The sequence below is a fragment of the Micromonospora echinofusca genome (assembly GCF_900091445.1).
GTDB lineage: Bacteria > Actinomycetota > Actinomycetes > Mycobacteriales > Micromonosporaceae > Micromonospora > Micromonospora echinofusca.
On the sequence record NZ_LT607733.1, the window covers coordinates 5,321,877 to 5,340,953 of the forward strand.

The 19,077-nt window shown below is 72.2% G+C and carries 15 protein-coding genes; 2 read left to right on the plus strand and 13 right to left on the minus strand.

Annotated features, from left to right (window positions below):
• Nucleotides 1–32: 32 nt before the first annotated feature.
• From GA0070610_RS22600 to GA0070610_RS22635, 8 genes are all read right to left on the minus strand, one after another.
• On the minus strand, nucleotides 33–1,418 hold the full coding sequence (locus tag GA0070610_RS22600; protein WP_089001905.1) for a phosphomannomutase/phosphoglucomutase: 1,386 nt from the start codon (nucleotides 1,416–1,418) through the stop codon (nucleotides 33–35).
• 69 nt (nucleotides 1,419–1,487) lie between these two features.
• Nucleotides 1,488–2,765, minus strand: coding sequence for a hypothetical protein (locus GA0070610_RS22605; RefSeq protein ID WP_197697764.1), 1,278 nt, complete (start codon nucleotides 2,763–2,765; stop codon nucleotides 1,488–1,490).
• A 185-nt stretch (nucleotides 2,766–2,950) separates the two neighbouring features.
• Nucleotides 2,951–3,661 carry a deoxyribonuclease V gene (gene nfi, locus GA0070610_RS22610; RefSeq protein ID WP_089003670.1) on the minus strand — a complete coding sequence of 237 codons (711 nt, stop codon included), beginning with the start codon at nucleotides 3,659–3,661 and terminating at the stop codon, nucleotides 2,951–2,953.
• Nucleotides 3,662–3,687: 26 nt separating this feature from the next.
• On the minus strand, nucleotides 3,688–4,020 hold the full coding sequence (locus tag GA0070610_RS22615; RefSeq protein WP_157747212.1) for a hypothetical protein: 333 nt from the start codon (nucleotides 4,018–4,020) through the stop codon (nucleotides 3,688–3,690).
• Between the two features lie 343 nt (nucleotides 4,021–4,363).
• Complete coding sequence (locus tag GA0070610_RS22620) at nucleotides 4,364–4,819, minus strand: hypothetical protein (RefSeq protein ID WP_231925777.1); 456 nt, start codon at nucleotides 4,817–4,819, stop codon at nucleotides 4,364–4,366.
• Nucleotides 4,816–9,183, minus strand: coding sequence for a toxin glutamine deamidase domain-containing protein (locus tag GA0070610_RS22625; protein ID WP_089001907.1), 4,368 nt, complete (start codon nucleotides 9,181–9,183; stop codon nucleotides 4,816–4,818). Before GA0070610_RS22625 ends, GA0070610_RS22620 begins: the two co-directional genes overlap by 4 nt.
• Nucleotides 9,184–9,201: 18 nt before the next feature.
• Nucleotides 9,202–9,540, minus strand: coding sequence for a hypothetical protein (locus GA0070610_RS22630; RefSeq protein ID WP_231925778.1), 339 nt, complete (start codon nucleotides 9,538–9,540; stop codon nucleotides 9,202–9,204).
• A complete protein-coding gene (locus tag GA0070610_RS22635) occupies nucleotides 9,540–9,959 on the minus strand; it encodes a YbaB/EbfC family nucleoid-associated protein (protein WP_231925779.1) in 420 nt (139 codons plus the stop codon). The genes GA0070610_RS22630 and GA0070610_RS22635 overlap by 1 nt, the downstream gene beginning before the upstream one ends.
• 73 nt (nucleotides 9,960–10,032) lie before the next feature.
• On the opposite strand from GA0070610_RS22635, the gene GA0070610_RS22640 reads away from it, so the two are divergent.
• Complete coding sequence (locus GA0070610_RS22640; protein ID WP_089001909.1) at nucleotides 10,033–11,265, plus strand: SUKH-3 domain-containing protein; 1,233 nt, start codon at nucleotides 10,033–10,035, stop codon at nucleotides 11,263–11,265.
• Nucleotides 11,266–11,287: 22 nt separating this feature from the next.
• Here GA0070610_RS22640 and GA0070610_RS22645 read toward each other — a convergent pair whose 3' ends face one another.
• Nucleotides 11,288–12,727, minus strand: a complete 1,440-nt coding sequence (locus GA0070610_RS22645) for an aldehyde dehydrogenase family protein (RefSeq protein WP_089001910.1) — start codon at nucleotides 12,725–12,727, stop codon at nucleotides 11,288–11,290.
• Between the two features lie 220 nt (nucleotides 12,728–12,947).
• Here GA0070610_RS22645 and GA0070610_RS22650 point away from each other — a divergent pair, with 220 nt between their 5' ends.
• The gene (locus GA0070610_RS22650) at nucleotides 12,948–14,891 is read left to right on the plus strand and encodes a proprotein convertase P-domain-containing protein (protein WP_172896578.1); all 1,944 of its coding nucleotides are present in this window, start codon (nucleotides 12,948–12,950) and stop codon (nucleotides 14,889–14,891) included.
• A gap of 61 nt (nucleotides 14,892–14,952) precedes the next feature.
• On the opposite strand, the gene GA0070610_RS22655 is transcribed toward GA0070610_RS22650, so the two are convergent.
• From GA0070610_RS22655 to GA0070610_RS22670, 4 genes are read right to left on the minus strand one after another with little or no spacing between them, the layout of a single operon-like run.
• A complete protein-coding gene (locus GA0070610_RS22655) occupies nucleotides 14,953–15,765 on the minus strand; it encodes an ABC transporter permease (protein ID WP_231925780.1) in 813 nt (270 codons plus the stop codon).
• Nucleotides 15,766–15,768: 3 nt separating this feature from the next.
• Nucleotides 15,769–16,674 carry an ABC transporter permease gene (locus GA0070610_RS22660; protein ID WP_089001911.1) on the minus strand — a complete coding sequence of 302 codons (906 nt, stop codon included), beginning with the start codon at nucleotides 16,672–16,674 and terminating at the stop codon, nucleotides 15,769–15,771.
• The gene (locus GA0070610_RS22665) at nucleotides 16,671–17,837 is read right to left on the minus strand and encodes an ABC transporter ATP-binding protein (protein ID WP_089001912.1); all 1,167 of its coding nucleotides are present in this window, start codon (nucleotides 17,835–17,837) and stop codon (nucleotides 16,671–16,673) included. The genes GA0070610_RS22660 and GA0070610_RS22665 overlap by 4 nt, the downstream gene beginning before the upstream one ends.
• A 5-nt stretch (nucleotides 17,838–17,842) precedes the next feature.
• Complete coding sequence (locus tag GA0070610_RS22670) at nucleotides 17,843–19,027, minus strand: polyamine ABC transporter substrate-binding protein (protein ID WP_089001913.1); 1,185 nt, start codon at nucleotides 19,025–19,027, stop codon at nucleotides 17,843–17,845.
• Between the last annotated feature and the right edge of the window lie 50 nt (nucleotides 19,028–19,077).

Below are 19,077 nucleotides of genomic sequence, written 5' to 3' on the forward strand. Positions count from 1 at the left end.
CCGATCGACGGTGCCGACCGGCGCAGGCGATCTTATCGGCGAACCCGGTCGAGCACCTCGTCGCGGAGGGCGGTCATCCGCTCCCGGGTCGGGGCCTCGACGTTGAGCCGCAGCAGCGGCTCGGTGTTGGAGGCGCGCAGATTGAACCACGCGCCGTCCGGGAAGCGCAGGGTCAGCCCGTCCAGCTCGTCGGCGTCGGCCTGCGGGTACGCGGCCCGCACCTCGGCCACCTTGGCGGCCTGGTCGGCCACCGTCGAGTTGATCTCGCCGGAGGCGACGTAGCGCTCGTACTCGGCGGCCAGCACGGACAGCGGCAGCGACTGCTCGCCCAGGGCGGCCAGCGTGTGCAGCGCGGCCAGCATGCCGGTGTCGGCGAACCAGAAATCGCGGAAGTAGTAGTGGGCCGAGTGCTCGCCGCCGAAGATCGCGTTCGTGCGGGCCATCTCCGCCTTGATGAAGGAGTGCCCGACACGCGCGACGACCGGCTCGCCGCCGTGCTCGCGAATGATCTCCGGCACCGCCCTGGAGGTGATCAGGTTGTGGATCACCGTCGAGCCGGGGTGCTTGGCCAGCTCGCGGGCCGCCACCAGGGCGGTGATCGCCGACGGGGAGACCGGCTCGCCCCGCTCGTCCACCACGAAGCAGCGGTCGGCGTCGCCGTCGAACGCCAGGCCGATCTCGGCGCCGTGCTCGATCACCGCGCGCTGGAGGTCGACCAGGTTGGCCGGGTCCAGCGGGTTGGCCTCGTGGTTGGGGAAGGTGCCGTCCAGCTCGAAGTAGAGCGGCACGATCTCCAGCGGCAGCGCCGGCAGGACGGTGTCGCCGAGCACGGCCGGAACGGTGTAGCCGCCCATGCCGTTGCCGGCGTCGACGACCACCTTCAGCGGGCGGATGCCGGAGAGGTCGACCAGCTGCCGCAGGTACGCCGCGTAGTCGGCCAGCAGGTCGCGGCGCTCGGCCGGCGCGACCGACGCGTCGGCCGGGCGGGCCTCGTCCTTGTCCAGCAGGGCCTGCGCCCGCTCGCGGATCTCGGCCAGCCCGGTGTCCTGCCCGATCGGGCGGGCCCCGGAGCGACACATCTTGATGCCGTTGTACTGCGCCGGGTTGTGGCTGGCCGTGAACATCGCGCCGGGCAGCCCCAGCGCGCCGGAGGCGTAGTAGAGCATGTCGGTCGAGGCGAGGCCCAGCTCGATGACCCCGCGACCCTCGGCGCGTACGCCAGCGGCGAAGGCGGCGGCCAGACCCGGACCGGTGGCCCGCATGTCGTGCGCGACGAGCACTTCCCCGTCCTGCTCGCCGAAGCCGTTCAGCACCTGCGCGAAGGCCGCGCCGAGGGCCTCGGCGGCGCGCTCGTCCCACTGGTCCGGCACCGTCCCACGGACGTCGTAGGCCTTCACGATCTGGGACAGATCAGACACCGGTCTCGCTCCTTGCGCCGCAGGTCGTCAACGGCCTGAGCGTATCGGAGGGGCGCTGCGCTCCCCGGCTCAGCCGGGGAGCCGGGGCATGAACACGGTGTGGTCGCCACCGCCGGCCTCCGGCGGCGGGTCGCCAGGCTTGCGTTGACCGGGCGGCGTGGAGGTCGGCGGATCACTCGGCCCGCCCTGACCGGACGGCGCGGCGGGCGGCTGGCCGTACTGCCCCGCGGCCGGCGGCTGGCCGTATTCCCCGGGTGCCGCCGGTGGGCCGTACTGTCCCGGTGCTGCCGGTGGGCCGTACTGCGCCGGTGCCGGGGGCGCCGACCTGGGGCTGGCGGGCGGGGCCGACACGGGCGGGGAGGCGGGCGCGCCGGGCACCACCTGGGTGGCCTCCGGCGTCGGGCGGCTGCCGTACACGCCGCCGGCCGGGCGCGGCGCGGGCGTGCCGCCGTACAGGCCGGGGGCGGGAGGTTGCTGGCCGTACACCTGACCGGGCGAACCGGGAGCGACGGTCGGGCCCTGCCCGGAGCGGTAGGTGGTGCCGCCGGGGTTGCGGGGCAGCGGGACGTGGCCCGGGTCGCCGGCCGGCTCCTTGTCCGCCCGGGAGCGGCGGAAGAGCAGGACGATGAGCAGGATCCCGACGGCGACCATCGCGATGCCGAAGAACATGACCACCGAACCGCCGGAGGACTCCTCCTCGGCGGCGTTGCTGACGGCCCCGGCGCCGGCGCCCCGGCCGGCGCCGGCGGCCAGGCTCGGGTCCTCCGCGCCGGCCCGCACCTCGGTGGCGGTCGCGCTCGGGGTCGGCGACGGCTTCTTCGAGGGCTTCGGCGTCGGCGAGGCCGACGCCCGGCCGCCGACCACCCGGGACGCCTCGGCGCCCCGGCCCAGGGCCCGCCCGAGCGCGTCGCTGGCCACGCCGCTCACGGTCAGCCGACCGGCCGGCGCCTCCGCGGCGAACGCCACCCGGTAGCGCACCGTGATGCCCTTGCCCTTGCAGAGCCTCGGGTTCAGCGGTGAGGTGGCCGACGTCGCGGCGCTGCCGCGACCCCCCGTGAGCGGCACCGGGAACCAGCGTCCGCCCACGTTGACCTGCACGCTGGCCTGGTCGGCGCGCAGGCCGGCCAGGCGCAGCCCCACGGCGGTACGCAGCAGCACGCAGCCGTCGCTGCGCTTGCGCACCTCGATCGAGACGCCTCCGGCGGAACCGCCGGCGGTGAAGCTGCCCGCCGAACGCACCCGGACCGAGTCGCCATCGGCGAGCGCCGGCGTCGCGCCGAGCGCCACCAGGCCGCTCAGCAACGTGCAGACCGTCGCGAGCCGCGCCGCGTGCCGACGTACCGCCATGATCACCTCGCCGTTCCTCCCCCGACGGGGGTCCGCCGGTCAGGCTACTACCGGGGCCTGTCAGGGCCCGGTCATAGAGTGCTCCGGATGTGCGCCGTATTACCCGGCGGCCCGGTCCGCGTACCTGGCCGGCGGCGAGACTGTCACGCGGCCTTCGGGCCGGGTCGCCGGAACCGGTGGCGGCTTCAGGCGGCGCGGGCGGCCGCTCCGGCGGCGGCCAGGGCGTCCCGGCAGAACCGGTCGGCGGTACGGGTGGTCTCCGGCAGCCGGTAGCGCGGCGTCAACGCCAGCACCCGCGCGGTCGCGTCGTCGAGGCTCATCCGGTGGCCGACGCTGACGAAGACCGGCTTCACGCCGTCGCGGGTACGTAGCACCCGACCCACGATCTCGTCCCCGTCGCGCAGCGGCGCCCACGCCCCCCGCCGGTCGTCCGGCGGCATCCACTCGCCGAGTAGCGGCGTCTTGCCCACCCCGATCGCCGGCAGGCCGGTCACCACGCCCAGGTGACAGGCGAGCCCGAACCGGCGCGGATGGGCCAGCCCGTGTCCGTCGCAGACCAGCAGCTCGGGCCGCACGGTCAGCCGGTCGAGCGCGTCGAGCAGCGCGGGCAGCTCGCGGAAGGCGAAGAGCCCCGGGACGTACGCGAACGCGGGCCGGCCCACGCTCACCGCCGAGTCGACCACCGCGAGGGTCCGGGCGTCCAGCACGGTCACGGCCGCCGCGAGCCGGTCACCGCTCTCGGCGTACGCCACGTCCAGGCCGGCCACCGTCGCGGGCTCGGCCGGACCGGGCCCGACCAGATCCACCAGCGGCCGCAACCGCTCCTGTACGGCCAGCGCCTCCGCCACGCTGCCCGGCACGACCGTCCGAGGGTCCGGCGCCCCGGTCGTCCCCACCCGCACGGCGACGGGTTCGCCCGACGTCACGACGGCCCGTCGGTACGCGACCTGTCGGCGCCCTGCCCGTCGGTACCCGGCGTCCCGGCACCCTCCGGGCTGACTCTCTGCCGCTCGGCGCCCTGCTCGTGAACGTTCTGCCCGTCGTCGTCCTCGCTGCCGGGATCGCTGACGGCGTCCTTACTGTCGTCGTCCTCGCTGTCGGCGCTGTCCTCGTCATCGCTGTCGTCGTCATCGCTGTCGTCGTCCTGGGTGCTGCCGGCTCCCAGGGCCACGGCGAAGGCGACGCCCATGGCGACACCGATTGCCACACCGGAGGCTCCGTCCAGGGCTGCCAGGCCGATGACCAGACCGAGCATGAGGCCGACCGGCCACGCCCAGGCGTTGGACTGCCACCTCCCCGGGCCGGACGACTTCTGCCCATTGTCTGATTCAGCCATTTCGCCATGGTATTCCGGCCCGGCAACCCGACCCGGTTCCGCGCCCTGCACGACCGCAGACCCCCCGGGGCGGCCCATGCGCTGCGGCGCTTCGGCGCGTCCTCGCCAGGCACCGTCCGCAGGAACGAGGCCGGTCCAGCTCCGTCAGGTGCGCCATCAGGCGAAGTCGTGACACCGTTGATGGCGGCAGGGCCCGTAGCGAGTGCCGCGCGGCTCGCCGCACCTCAGCGCAGAGGCGAGGAGCCGGCCCCGGGAGAAGGCACTATGCCTGGTTTTCCGCACCCAGGCCAGGATCAGCAGCCGGATCGCCCGATTGCTGGAGTTGCTCCTCGAACATGACGAACGTCCTGCGCTGAATTCCGGTGATCAAGGCAAGTTCCGTCGGCGTAGGGTAACGCCTTTCGCGGGCCACTTCGTCCTGGATCGCCCGTACTGTTTCGTACAGGGCGAAGACAGGGCCCTCGCCGCGCAGGTAGTAGCCACGGTCATGTTCAGTAAGTTGGATGAACTCTTCACGGGTCAACTCTTCAACCTCGTCGCTTTCGCCACTGAGCAGGATGCCCACGAGGCGGTCTGCCTCAACCCAGCCGCCCGTGTCCTTGGACAAACGCCAGGCAGCGACAGCCCCTTCGCCCGTTCCGACGATCTTGACCGGGGATTCGTAGTAGCTGTAGAAGGCCGGGACATCGACGCCAGGAGGAAGTTCCACAACAGTCACGCCCCGTTCCGCTCGTCGCCCATCGCTCGCCAGTAGGCGGCCTGGCCTTCGCGGTTCAGCCCACGCCGCACGGCTTGCTCCATCGGGGTGAGCGGTCGGTTCTGCGCTTCTGCGAGCGCCTCAAGATCTCGCCGGACCTCGTATAGCGGATGTTCCCACTCGGCAACCTCGTCGATGGCGGCAAGATGCAGACGGAGTTCAGCAACGTGCCCGTTAGGCATGCGGAGATTGACAAGGATGTCGCGGTACCCGCTGCGCATTGGCCTGAGGAAGCGATCCTTGATACCAGCGATCACCACCTTGGGGTCTCGATCCAACTGGTCCAAGGCGTTGTAGAGATCTTCGAGTCGATGGAACTCCACCTTTGCCGCTGCCAGGTCCTTGAGCCGGGACGCGTCGTTTTCGTACTCGACAAGCTTGTCCTTCACTCGATCTACACCCTTCGGCTTGGCGCGCCAGCCTGGCCTGCCTACGCCAGCGGCCAGACTAGTCGCCAGCCGGTTCAACTCCCGCTGGGCCTCCGTCGACTCGACAAAGAGACGCTGCACGAAAGCCCACCGATAGTCATCGTCGTGACGCCTCGTCGTGTCGAAGCCCATCTGCACGGGCGAATGCCCTCGAGCCGCCACACGTTCACTCAGTAGTCGCTGCGCATCGGTCAGTTCCGCAGGCCGTGGGGAGGCGACGCCTTCTCCGATGACAGCCGCTGTGCCTCGCCGATCGATGTCACTGAGCACGAAGCCGAGGACGTCGATCGCCCGCTGCTGTCCAGCTAGATTGAGCATCGTCAGCGGCCTGGCGGTCAACGAATTCAGCAGCTCGGGTGTACCCAAAACCATCCGTGCAAGGTCGGGCCGCTGTACCAGTCGTCGGACGAGGTTCTCGGCCAACATCGGCTCGTCCTTGGGCGGCTGCCGCCACGTCTCGTCCAGCATCCGCCGCACGCGTGGATCCGCAAACAGCCGTGCCACGTCTTCAGCGCCCGCGTCGTCAAGTTGCGGCACGAGTCGCCGGAGTGCCGAGGGGTCTACGCCGGCCGCCACCTCGGCCGACGTCACGCCGGCCGCGAAGACCCGTTCCAGGTCGGGCTCTGCGGCCAGGATCGCGCCGACGGCAAGCGGGTTCCCCGCCCGTTCCGCCTGCGCGCGTTCCCGCGCCGTCCGCAGGTCCTCGGACGGTGTGTCGCTGTGTTCGGGGGCCGGTCCCGCCTCGTCGGACTGTCGTGGGGGCCCCGATGGCATCGACCCGTCGGACGGCGCCGCGCCGGGACCATCGAGCAGGTGCATGCGGTTGAGGAAGATCTCGCCGTAACCCTGGTCGGTCTCGACGGGTGGGTATTCCGGCAGGTCCGGTCGCTGGCTGAACCGCCCCCGCCGCAGCCCGCCCAGCGGCATCGGTCTGCCGTCGGAGCCGATCACCAGCACTTCGGTGTCGACGGCGTTGTGCGGATGCGGGACGCCGTGATGCCGGTACAGGGGCGCCGTCGAAACGGCCCCGGTCTGCGGGTCGAGGTAGAGAATGGTGCCGTTCTGGTTGAGGGCGACCCAGATGTGGGCGCCGCCCTGTTCCCAGTTGTTGATGACGAAGGCGAAGCTGCCGTGGCCCCCGAGGCGGAGCTGGTCGTGGAGGTTGCGGTATCCCGTGTCGATGGCCCGCTGCCGCTCAACACCCTGGACGTCCTCGGTCGGCTGGCAGAGGCGCTGGAAGCGTCCTCCGGTGATGTCCTCCACCCGCCCGATGCCGTCGCGTTCGCCGTTGATGGGGCACGTGACGTCGCCCGCGACGTAGGCGTCGAAGGTGCGGGGCGCGGCGACGCGGGGGCGGGCGTGCATCCAGGTGTCGAACAGCGACAGGGTGCAGTCGATGCAGTTGATGCCGCGGGTCGGGTCGGCCTGCGGCCCGCCGTCGTTGACCAACCCGAACCAGCCACCCACTCGCGGGTCGGCGGTGCGCCGGACGCTCCCGTCGGGTGCTCGGGGCACCTGCCGCTCGATGTCGGTCTGGTGCAGGGCCAGCGGCGGACGCAGACCGCCGGGCCGACCGTAGTTCCGGGACCGGTCGATCGGCGGCGGGTAGTCGTCGCCCGTCAGCGCCGAGCGGTCGACGGTCTCCACGGCACCGTACGCCAAGTCCCCGACGTCGTCGTTGATCCGCCGGAAGTCCGCGGGATCGACGACGCCCACGACGGACGGCACGACGCCGCCGGCCAGTACGGCCTCCGCGTAGTCCAGGTGTTGCCCGTACGCCCGCATCTCGTCGTTCGCCGCCCGCTGCCACCCGTCAGCCTGGCGCGCCTGGCCCGTGCGGTGCAGGTGTAGGGCGTGGGCGGCGAAGTCCCGCGCCACCTGATGGTGCTCGTCCGCGCGTGCCCTGAGGCGTGCGGCTTCGTCGAAGCGACGCTTGTCCTCGAACCACGCTCGCTGGGATTCGTAGTAGCCGCGGTAGCGCCGCCTCTCGAAGGCCTCCCGGTCCAGGGCCCACTGCTCCGCGTACCACTCGGGGGTCCTGAACCGGGGGCCTGCCGAACCATCCGCACCGACCGTCACCGACGTGTCCGGGCGGACGCGTGGATCCCGCCCGGGTGCCGCCGCATCGGGGGTGGGCAGCGTCGGTGGCTGCGGCGGTGCCGGCACCGTGCCGGCGGCGCCTCGTTCGGCGGCGGGCGCGGCGGGCGCAGCCGGCGGAACGTGGCCCGCACCGGGGACGGACGCGGCCGTCCTCGGCTCGGGCAACGACAGGGCGGGGGGCGGCCCGACAGTCGGAGCGCCCGGCCCCACGCTGGGTCCGCTTGCCGGGGCCGTCGACGCTGACGTGTGCCACGAGGCAGCGCTGTTCGCGGCGTTGCCGGATCCGGCACCACCTGCGGCGTTGCCGGCGTTGACCGTCTGACCGTCCACTGCGGTCGGGACGCCCCCGGCGCCGAGGACGGGCGCCGCCGTCGCGGCAGAGGAGAGGGTGGGGCTCAGGGCTGACTCCGGCAGCGCGGACGAGGTGGCCAGGGAGTGCGCGCCGGCGTGTTCGACACCGCCAGCGGGCAATGGCGCGTTCGTGTCTCCGGCGCGGGCGGCGATCGTCGTCGCGGATTCGGTCGGCGTCGTCCGGGCCTCGCCCGACGGCGGAGCCGGTGGTGCCGTGTCGACGCCGCTCGCACCTCGCTGGTCGGCGACCGGCGCACCGGCCGATGTCCCTGGCCCGGGAGTCGGCGGCTCCACGCCCACACCCGGCACCACAACGGACGGCCCCACCCCCGCGCTGGGCATGACGACAGGTGGCCCATCCGCTGCCGGCACTTCGGGAGGCGTCGAGAGCCCGCCAGCTTGCGTCGACGTCAGCGGCATCCCGGCCAGGGCGCTGAGCTGGCCGTTCAGCCGTGCCTGCAACGCCGCGTCGGCCTGCGCGGTGGCGGAACCCCGGACCCCGGACGCGGCCGCACGGGCGGCGTCCTCCATCGAGGTCAGCCCCTGGCCCGTAGCCAGGCTCGCGGCCTGGTCGGCCATCACCTCACCGGCCATCTCGCGGCCAAAGTGCTCCCCGACCCGGGCACCCCGACCGGTCGCATGCCGCCCCAGACCCGCCAGCGGCGCCACCGCCCCACCGGCCATACCGCCGAGCGCCGTAGCACCCAACTCCGTCACGTCCAGCCCGTGCCGACGACCCGTCGAGTTCTGATACGCCTGCGTGGCAAGGTTGATGCCGCCCTCCTCGGCCGCCTCCGACACACCGCTCAACGCCGCCCGCCGGCTGAACCCCCGCACACCGCCCCTCGTGACCTCCTTCGCGGCCCGCTCACCGGCCTCCTTCAACCCCTGCCTGATCGACTTGCGGGCAAGCTGCGCCATCAGCCGCTTGAAGATCTGCTGCACGATCAACCTGGTGGCCGCGATCGCCGCCCCAGCGGCGGGCGACGCCGCACCCGCCGTGAGCACCGCCGCGACGGCCAGCGCCAGCAACTCGACCACCAGGATGCCCAACTCGATCCAGACCTCGAGCTTGGCACCCTCGATGTCGCAGCCGCACTCCTCCACCAGCCGACCCAGCTCGGCGCTGACCGCCAGCAGCACCGGCAACGGCGCCTCATCGCCCTCCGCCACCCGCCGCCAGGCGCTGTCGAAGGCGGCGGCCACCGCCCCGACACCGCCGTAGCCGTCACGCACCTCACGGGCGGCAGCCACCGCGTCAGCCCTCGGCCCCGCCAGGACGGTCGCCACCGCATACCACTGATCGGCGAGTTCCCAGACCGCCCGCTCGTTGCCCTCCGGCCACTCCACACCGATCACCCAGTCGAGGGCCTCGTAGACCCAGCCCGGCAACTGCCACGGCGAGTAGTCCAGCGGATGCGGAATGGGGCTCGGCAACACACTCATCCGAAACTCCTCAGCAGATCAACGCTGCTGCTGCCGGTCACCGACACGCCCGAACCGACCCGCACTCGCCGCGTCCGTCCGCAGGTTCGCGTCCACCGACCGGACCACATCGGCACCGAGGCCCTCCACGTGCCGGCCGATCCCCTCCCACGTGCGCAGGACCAACTCCTCGAAGCCGCGGTACTTCTGCTCGAAGGCGGCCCCGATGTCGTCCTTTCCCCACGGCGACCGGCCGCTCGCTGCCGCGATGGCACCGCCCGCCTGGCGGCGACGCGCCGTGATCGCCTCGCCGGACAACGAGAGGTCGGCGCCCCCACGCCGGGCGCGCTGCGGGTCGAGCCAGAGCTGACCGTCCATCATTCGCTCCGGCGCAGCACGGCGTCGGCGCGGCCCAGCAGCGACCCGAAGTCACCCGTACGCAGGAAGTCCGTCGCCCCGGAGCCGGCGGGCAGGTAACCGGCCACGAGTTCCTGGGTGGCGGCGACCGCCGCGGCGCCAGCCCGGTGGACGGTGGCGGTGATCTTGCGGCCCAACGCCTTCGCGTCCCGGTCGTTGAAGACGGACGGGTGCAGCTCCACCGAGATCACCTCGCCCCGGGCCCCGGCGGTGGCGGTCACCTGGCCGTCCTCGGAGCGCTCGGTCACCCGCAGCTCGGCGAGCCGAACCTGTAGCTCGTCCAGGCCGGACCTGAGTCGTTGATAGTCCCCGTACACCTCGTCGAACCGCGCCCGCAGCGCACGATTGGCGTCCCGGTCCACACTCTCGGCCAACGCCACCCTCCCCGATTACCGTCGGTAGGGCGAACCATACCGGCCGCCACGAATCCGTGGGGTCCGGTACTTTCGAGCCGTGATCGATCGCCAACAGGCCGAGCAACTCGCCGCCGTCTGGGCCCACCGCGAGTCACAACGCCTGGGACACGAATGCCACCACCACGTCGACGAATTCGACCTCGGCTACATCATCACCTCCACCGTGCCCATCGAGGCCAGAACCGCACCCGGCGACCTGCCCACCACCGTGGTCGACAAACTCACCGGCGAGGTGACCACCTGGCCCCGCGTGCCCGCCGACACCGTCGCGCAGATGTACCGCCGCAGCCGCCCACAAGAACCCGCCGCACCCCGCACCATCGACCCGGCGAGCCAACTGCTCCGCGAGATCCGCCGCCGGCCGGCGCCCACCACGGCGGCGCACCTGACCGTCGAAGGACGACTATTCCGCGCACAGGGCGCCAAGGGCGACGTCACGCTCAACCACCACCCACTCGTACGCTCCTATCTGGACGGACTTCCCCCCGGGCGCCTCGTACGCGGCGGCGAACGGCACGCCGAACTCATCGTCGTCTCCGACGTCCTGCACCACTACGACCACCACCGCGCCGCCGAAGGCATCGCCCCCCTCGTCATGGCCGACGCGAAGGACATCCTCCAGACCGCCCGGTTCGAGGTCTATCGCGTACGCGAGCCGGGCGATCCGAACGGCGGCCTCGCCGACCGCCCTTGCGACTCGTGCGTCGACATGCTCGTGGACTTCAACGTGCTGCCCTGGTCCGACCGGGCGTTCACGATGCCGTGGCAGCCCGACCCACAGCCGGACCCCGCCCCGGGCCGCTTCCACCCGGAGGTCGCCCAGGCGCTCGTCGCGGCCGGCTGGCGCCCGCACTTCGGCGACGAGATCGTCGCCCTGTCCGCCATCAGGGACGTCGGTGCCATCAGGGGTGAGACCTCCGCGCATGCCGACTTTCCCGCCGTCCTGGCGACTCTCACCGCCTTCCCGAGCCTGGTGGGCGCCCGGCGCGGGCCGGGCGAGCAGGTCTGGATCTCGCGCTTCGACATCCGTCCGCGACAGGTCGCCCACACCGCCGACACGCTCGCGGACTTCGCCGCCGTGCTCGGCGTACGGCTCTTCCCCATCGGCACCGAGCGGCAGGAGAGCATCTTCGCCGTCGACGAGCGCGGCCGGATCTTCGCGTTGGACCAGGCCGGCGAGTGGTTCCTCGGCGATGACATCGACGCCGCGCTGACCACCCTGCTGCTCGGCCGGGCGCCAGCCCGCGTACGCGACGACGGCACCTGGTGAGCGGGCGGCGCCGGGCGAACGGCTACAGCGACAGGCCGGTCAGCACCATCACCCGGGGCTCCGTGTAGTCGTCCATGGCGCTGCGCAGGCCCTCGCGCCCGACGCCGCTGCCCTTCACCCCGCCGTACGGCATCTGGTCGGCCCGGTACGACGGCACGTCGCCGACGATCACCCCGCCCACCTCCAGCGTGCGGTGCGCGGCGAAGGCCGTGTCGAGGCGGTGGGTGAAGACGCCCGCCTGCAACCCGTACGCCGAGTCGTTGACGGCGGCGAACGCGGCCTGGTCGTGCGCGACACGGGCGACCACCAGCACCGGCCCGAAGATTTCCTCCGTGCGGACCCTGGCGTCCGCCGGTACGCCGGAGAGCACGGTCGGCGGGTAGGTCGTGCCCTCGCGCCGGCCGCCCGTCTCGATGGCGGCGCCGGCGGTGACCGCCTCGTCCACCCACGCCTCGACCCGCGCGGCGGCGTCGGCGGAGATCAGCGGCCCGACGTCGGTGAGCGGGTCGGACGGGTCGCCGACGCGCAGTTCCCGCACCGCCGCGACGAGCCGGGGCAGGAACGCGTCGTAGAGCCATTCGTGCACGTAGACGCGCTGCACGGCGATGCACGACTGGCCGGCCTGGTAGTTGGAGAACGTCGCGATGCGGTGCGCGGCGAACGTCAGGTCCTCGTCGGTGTTCCAGTCCTCGCAGATCACGGCGGCGGCGTTGCCGCCCAGCTCCAGGGTGACGTGCTTCTCGGGCACGCGGCGGCGGATCGCCGCGCCGACCGGCCCGGAGCCGGTGAACGAGACCACCGGCAGCCGGGGGTCGACGACCAGCTCGGCAGCGCGCTCGTTGGGCAGCGGCAGGACCGAGAACATCCCCGCCGGCAGGTCGGTCCCGGCGAGCAGCTCGCCCAGCAGCAGCGCCGACAGCGGGGTGGCGGGGGCGGGCTTGACGACGATCGGGGCGCCGACGGCGATGGCCGGGGCGACCTTGTGCGCGACGAGGTTCAGCGGGAAGTTGAACGGCGTGATGCCGAGCACCGGCCCCTTCGGCACCCGCCGGACCAGGGCCATCCGCCCGGTGGCGGCGGGGTCGGTGTCGAGGCGTTGCAGCTCGCCGGAGAATCGCCGGGCCTCCTCGGCGGCCCAGCGGAAGGTGGAGACGGCGCGGCCGACCTCGGCGCGGGCCCACTTCAGCGGCTTGCCGTTCTCGGCGGTGACGAGCCGCGCGAACTCCTCGGCCCGTTCGGCGAGGCGCCGGGAGACGTGGTCCAGGGCCGCCGCGCGGGCGTGCGCGGGCAGGGCCGCGGCCTCCGCGGCCACCCCGGCGGCTGCCGCGACGGCCGCTTCGACCTGGTCGGCGGTCGCGAGGGTGGTACGACCGACGACGCGCCCGTCGTACGGGTGGTGGACGGTCAGCTCACCCTCGCCGTGGGCGGGGCGGGAGGCGACATGGAACGCGACGGAGTCCACACGCAGCAGCGTAGACCCTCCCGCAGGGAGCTGATCCGCACGAGCGGGCGGCGGCCGGGACCTCGCGAGGCGTCGATGCATTACCGCAGCTTGCCTCCCAAACACAAGTCCCCCTCACGTCTCCACTTTTTGCCGTGGAGGCCCTACGCTCGTGCTCACTTTGATCAATTGCGATCGATGGCGGGATCCGTCGTCGTGTAGCGAGAGGAACACCCGAGGGATGACACTGCCCTACACAGCCGTGCGCCGCTGGCGCGCCGGTGTGCTGACCGCCGCCGTCGCCACCGCCGTGGCGTTCGGCGCCCCGGCGATGGCCGCCCCCGCCGAGGGACAGATCCTCATGGCCGGCGGTGCCACCGCCGTCGACGAGTCGTACATCGTGGTGTTCAAGGACACCTCCGTGGGCCGGGCCGACGTCACGAAGAAGGCGCGTGACCTCGCCGGCCGGCACCGCGGCGCGGTCAACCGGACGTACCAGAACGCGCTGCGCGGATTCGAGGCGCGGATGTCCGAGGCGGAGGCCAAGCGGCTCGCCGCCGACCCCTCGGTGCGCTACGTGCAGCAGAACCACACCATGCGGATCAGCGGTACGCAGAGCCCCACCCCGTCCTGGGGCCTGGACCGGCTCGACCAGCGCGCGCTGCCGCTGAACAACTCCTTCACCTACCCGAACACCGGCTCGGGCGTGAAGGCGTACATCATCGACACCGGCATCCGGTTCAGCCACAGCGACTTCGGTGGTCGTGCCGTCTCCGGCTTCGACGCCATCGACGGCGGCACCGCCGACGACTGCAACGGGCACGGCACGCACGTGGCCGGCACGGTCGGCGGCACCGCCTACGGCGTGGCGAAGGGCGTCACGCTGGTCGGCGTACGGGTGCTCGACTGCGCGGGCAGCGGCACCAACGCCGGCGTCATCCAGGGCGTCGACTGGGTGACCGGCGACCACGCCGCCGGTCAGCTCGCGGTGGCCAACATGAGCCTCGGCGGCGGCTTCAACCAGGCCGTCAACGACGCGGTGGCCCGCTCCATCGCCGACGGCGTCAGCTACGGCCTCGCGGCCGGGAACGACAGCGGTGCGAACGCCTGCAACAGCTCCCCGGCCAGCACCCCGGCCGGGATCACCGTCGGCTCGACCACCAACACCGACGCCCGCTCGTCGTTCTCCAACATCGGCACCTGCCTGGACATCTTCGCCCCCGGCAGCTCGATCACCTCGGCCTGGCACACCGGCAACACGGCCACGAACACCATCAGCGGCACCTCGATGGCCACCCCGCACGTGGTCGGCGCCGCCGCGCTCGTGGTCGCCGCCAACCCGACGTTCACCCCGCAGCAGGTGCGCGACAAGCTCGTCGCCGACGCCACCAGCAACGCGGTGACCAGCCCCGGCACCGGCTCGCCCAACAAGCTGCTGTACGTCGGCGACGGCGGCACCACGCCCCCGCCGCCGCCCCCGCCGACCGGCTGCACCCAGACCAACGGCACCGACGTGACCGTCCGCGACAACGCCACGGTGGAGAGCACCATCACCATCGCGGGCTGCACCGGCAACGCCGGCGCCGCCAGCACCGTCGCCGTCGACCTGGTGCACACGTACGTCGGTGACCTCGTCGTCAGCCTCGTCGCCCCCGACGGCAGCGCCTACACGCTGCACAACCGCACCGGCGGCTCCGCCGACAACATCAACCAGACCTACACCGTCAACCTCTCCTCCGAGGTCGCCAACGGCACCTGGAAGCTGCGCGTCCAGGACGCCGCCAGCGGCGACACCGGCTACCTGAACAGCTGGACGCTCAACCTGGGCGGCTCCGGCTCGACGGACTGCACCGGCAGCAACGCCAACAACGTGACCGTCGGCGACAACGCGACCGTCACCAGCAGCATCGCGATCACCGGCTGCACCGGCACCGCCTCGTCGACCAGCAAGGTCGCCGTGCAGATCGTGCACACCTACGTCGGTGACCTCGTCGTCAGCCTCGTCGCCCCCGACGGCAGCGCCTACACGCTGCACAACCGTTCGGGCGGCTCCGCCGACAACATCAACCAGACCTACACCGTCAACCTCTCCTCGGAGACCCGCAACGGCACCTGGAAGCTGCGCGTCCAGGACGCCGCCACCGGCGACACCGGCTACATCGACGGCTGGACCCTGACCCTCTAGGGTTCGTCAGCTCCAGGTACGGCCCGCAGCACGGCCGCGCCGAAGGGCCCCTCGCCACCGCTCACGCGCGGCGAGGGGCCCTTCTCGCCCGCCGCCCCCGTAGGGTGCCGGCCAGCACCAGCAGCAGCGCGACCGCGAACATGGCGGTGCCGATGACGTTGACCTGCGGCGGGATGCCCCGCTGGGCGGCACCCCAGACGTACATGGGGAACGTGACGGTGGTGCCGGCGTTGAAGTTCGTCACGATGAAGTCGTCGAAGGAGAGCGAGAACGCCAGCAGCGCGGCGGCCACGATGCCGGGCAGCGCCAGCGGCAGGGTGATCCGCCGGAAGGTCTGCCACTCGCTCGCGTAGAGGTCCATCGCGGCCTCCTCCAGCCGGGAGTCCATCCCGGCCAGCCGTGCCTTGACGGTGACCACCACGAACGACAGGCAGAACATCACGTGCGCGACGACGACGGTCCAGAAGCCCTGCGGCACCCCGGCGGAGACGAAGAGGGCCAGCAGCGAGGTGCCCATCACCAGTTCGGGGGTGGCCATCGGCAGGAAGATCAGCACGTTGATCCCGTCGCGGCCGCGGAACCGGTGCCGCGCCAGCGCGAACGCCATCAGGGTGCCCAGCACCGTGGCGAGCACGGTGGCGACGAAGCCGATCTGGACGCTGCGCACCACCGCGTCGCACATGTCGGAGGTGGCACACGGGTTGCGCCAGTTGTCGAGGGTGAACTCGGCGAAGTCGTACGACAGGCGGCTGGAGGGGCGGTTGAAGGAGAGGGCGGCGACCACGGCGATCGGCAGGAGCAGATAGCCGAGCACCAGCAGGGCCACGCCCATGACCCACCGGTCGGCCAGCCAGCGTCCGAAACGGTGTCCCACCGGTCAGAGCACCTCCTGCGTGCCGGTCCGGCGCAGGTAGCCGAAGACCACCGCGAGGATCGCCGCCATCAGCAGGAACGACAGCGCCGCGCCCTGCGGGTAGTCCAGCCGGACCAGGAACGCCGAGTCGATGACGTTGCCGATCATGTATTCGTTGGGGGTGCCGAGCAGTTCGGCGTTGATGTAGTCGCCGCTGGCCGGGATGAAGAACAGCAGCGTGCCGGCGACCAGGCCGGGCGTCGACAGCGGCAGCGTGACCCGCCGGAAGGTCCGCCACGGGCCGGCGTAGAGGTCGCCGGCCGCCTCCAGCAGCCGGGGGTCGAGCCGCTCCAGGCTCGCGTACAGCGGCAGCACCAGGAAGGGCAGGAAGTTGTACGTCAGGCCGAGCACCACCGCGACGGGGGTGGCCAGCAGCCGGCCGTCGGCGCCGAGCAGGTGTACGTCGCGCAGCAGCCCGACGAGCCAGCCGTTGTCCGACAGGATGGTCTTCCACGCCAGCGTGCGCACCAGGAAGCTGGTGAACATCGGCGCGACCACGCAGACCAGCAGCAGGTTCTTCCACCGGCCGGCCTTCTGCGCGATGGCGTACGCGAGCGGGTAGCCGACCAGCAGCGCCAGCACCAGGGCGGCGCCCGCGTAGCCGAAGGAGCGCCCGAACTGCGGCCAGTACGCGGCCAGCGCGTCGGGGTAGTTGGCGAACGCCCAGCCCATCGCGTACCCGGTGGCGAGCGAGCCGGCGGGGTCGTAGAGGCTGGCGGCGGCGAGCTGCACCAGCGGCACCGCGAAGAAGAGCACCAGCCACGCCGCCGCGGGCAACAGCAGCAGGTACGGCAGGAGCCCCCGCCGTCCGGGCCGGCGGGGCGGCGCCGGCTCGCCGGCTACGGTGGGCAGCCGCGCCGGGGCGCTCACGGGGACGCGCCGACCGGCTCGTCCCGCACGGGCGCGCCCCGATCCTGCTCGCCGGCCTCCCGGGGGAGCAGGAAGGCGTGCCGCGGGTCCCAGTACGCGACCGCCTCAGCGCCCACCGGCACCGGCCGGGCGGTGCCCGTGTTGGCCACGAAGGCCGACAGCTCGCCGCCCCAGCCGGTACGCAGCAGGTACTGGGTGCTCACCCCCACGTAGGAGGCGTCGGTGACGATGCCGGTGACGTGCTGGCACCCGACGGGGACCTGGTCGGCGGAGTCGACCAGGTGCAGCTTCTCCGGGCGTACGCCCAGGTGGACCGGCCCCCGCTCGACCCGGGCCCGGCCGGCGGGCACCGAGAAGCGACGGCCGTGCGCCGACACCGACACCTCGCCGCCGCCCGCGCCGGCCGCCTCGCCGGCGAGCAGGTTGGACCGGCCGAGAAAGTTCGCCACGAACGCCGTCGCCGGGTACTCGTAGAGGTCGGCGGGGGCGCCGAGCTGCTCGATCCGCCCGGCGTTCATCACCGCGACGGTGTCGGCCAGCGTCATGGCCTCCTCCTGGTCGTGGGTGACGTGCACGAACGTGATGCCGACCTCGGTCTGGATCCGCTTGAGTTCGAGCTGCATCCGCCGGCGCAGCGTCAGGTCCAGCGCGCCGAGCGGCTCGTCGAGCAGCAGCACCTGCGGGCGGTTCACCAGGGCGCGGGCCAGCGCGACGCGCTGCTGTTGCCCGCCGGAGAGCTGGGCGGGGCGGCGGTGGCCGTGGTCGTCGAGCTGCACCAGCGCGAGCATGCCCATGACCTCGTCGTCGACGGAGCGGATGCCCCGCCGGCGCAGGCCGAACGCGACGTTCTCGAAGACGTCCAGGTGTGGGAAGAGCGCGTAGCTCTGGAAGACGGTGTTGACGGGCCGCTTGTGCGGGCGCAGCCGGGTGACGTCCCGTTCGCCCAGCAGCACCTGCCCGCCGGTGGGCTCCTCCAGGCCGGCAATCATCCGCAGCGTGGTGGTCTTGCCGCAGCCGGACGGGCCGAGCAGGGCGAAGTACGCGCCCTGCGCGACGGTCAGGCTGAGGTCGTCCACCGCCGTGACGGCACCGAACCGCTTGGTGAGGTCGGCCAGCCGCAGGTCGCCGGCCGGACCCCCGCGCGCCGCAGTCGTCCCACCCATCCCGCTCACGCCCCGATGACCTGCTGGAACTTGCCCTCGTACTCGCGTTCCTGCTTCTCGTCCAGCGCCATGAAGACCTTGGACCTGGCGAGCATGGCGTCGTCGGGGAAGATCAGCGGGTTGGCGGCCAGCGCCGGGTCGATCTTCTCCATCTCGGCCTGGGCGCCCCGCACGGGGCAGATGTAGTTGACGAACGCGGCGAGCCGGGCGGCGATCGCCGGGTCGTAGTAGTGGTCGACGAGCCGCTCGGCGTTGCCCCTGTGGCTGGCCCTGTTCGGCACCACCACGTTGTCCGACCAGATCATCGCACCGGAGTCGGGTACCACGAATCGGATCTTGTCGTCGTCGAAGCCGAGCTGGACGGCGTCGCCCGACCAGCCGATGCAGGCGGCGACGTCGCCTCTGGCGAGTTCCGGCGCGTAGTCGTTGCCGGTGAACCGGCGGATCTGCCCGGCGGCGACGGCCTTCTTCAGTTTGGCGAGCGCGTCGTCGAACTGGGCGCCGGTGAAGTTCGCCGGGTCGTGGCCGTTCGACTGGAGCAGCAGGCCCATGGTGTCGCGCATCTCGGCCAGCGCGGTCACCCTGCCCTTGAGGTCGGGGCGGGTGAGCAGTTCGTCGACCGTACGGATCTCCCTGGTCACCCTGCCGTTGTAGGCGAGGCCGGCCAGGCCGGACTGCCACGGGATGGCGAGCTGGTCCTCGGGGTCGAAGGACCGGCCGCGCAGCGAGGGCAGCAGGTTGGCCTCGACGTTGGGCAGCTTCGACGTGTCGAGCTTCTGGACCCAGCCGAGCCGGATCATCCGCGCCGACATCCAGTCGCTGAGCACCATGATGTCCCGCCCGGTGGGCTGGCATCCCGCGAGCTGGTTCTGCACCTTGCCGAAGAACTCGTTGTTGTCGTTGATGTCCTCGGTGTAGGTGACCTGGATGCCGCTCTTGGCGACGAACGCGTCGAGGGTGGGCCGCTTGGCGGTGTCGGCGTCGTCCACGTCCATGTACTGCGGCCAGTTGGAGAACGTCAGCGTCTTCTCGGTGCCGGACAGGTCCTCGCTGACGCAGCCGGCCTCCGTCCGGGTGGCGGCCCTGGTGCCGCAGCCGGCCAGCGATCCGCCCCCCGCCAGCAGCGCCGCCGAGCCGAACGCGCCGGTCAGCAGCCCGCGCCGGGTGAGGGGCCGGAGGGGAGTTCGCATGTGACGACTCCTTGAGGTCATCGTCGGCGGGCAGGCGGGAGTGGCGCGCC

Bases quoted from the DNA above. Each gene is read 5' to 3' on its own strand.
- GA0070610_RS22605 (WP_197697764.1), bottom strand. From the start codon at position 2,765: ATGGCGGTACGTCGGCACGCGGCGCGGCTCGCGACGGTCTGCACGTTG.
- GA0070610_RS22615 (WP_157747212.1), bottom strand. From the start codon at position 4,020: ATGCTCGGTCTGGTCATCGGCCTGGCAGCCCTGGACGGAGCCTCCGGT.
- GA0070610_RS22625 (WP_089001907.1), bottom strand. From the start codon at position 9,183: ATGAGTGTGTTGCCGAGCCCCATTCCGCATCCGCTGGACTACTCGCCG.
- GA0070610_RS22630 (WP_231925778.1), bottom strand. From the start codon at position 9,540: ATGGACGGTCAGCTCTGGCTCGACCCGCAGCGCGCCCGGCGTGGGGGC.
- GA0070610_RS22650 (WP_172896578.1), top strand. From the start codon at position 12,948: ATGACACTGCCCTACACAGCCGTGCGCCGCTGGCGCGCCGGTGTGCTG.
- GA0070610_RS22665 (WP_089001912.1), bottom strand. From the start codon at position 17,837: ATGGGTGGGACGACTGCGGCGCGCGGGGGTCCGGCCGGCGACCTGCGG.
- GA0070610_RS22670 (WP_089001913.1), bottom strand. From the start codon at position 19,027: ATGCGAACTCCCCTCCGGCCCCTCACCCGGCGCGGGCTGCTGACCGGC.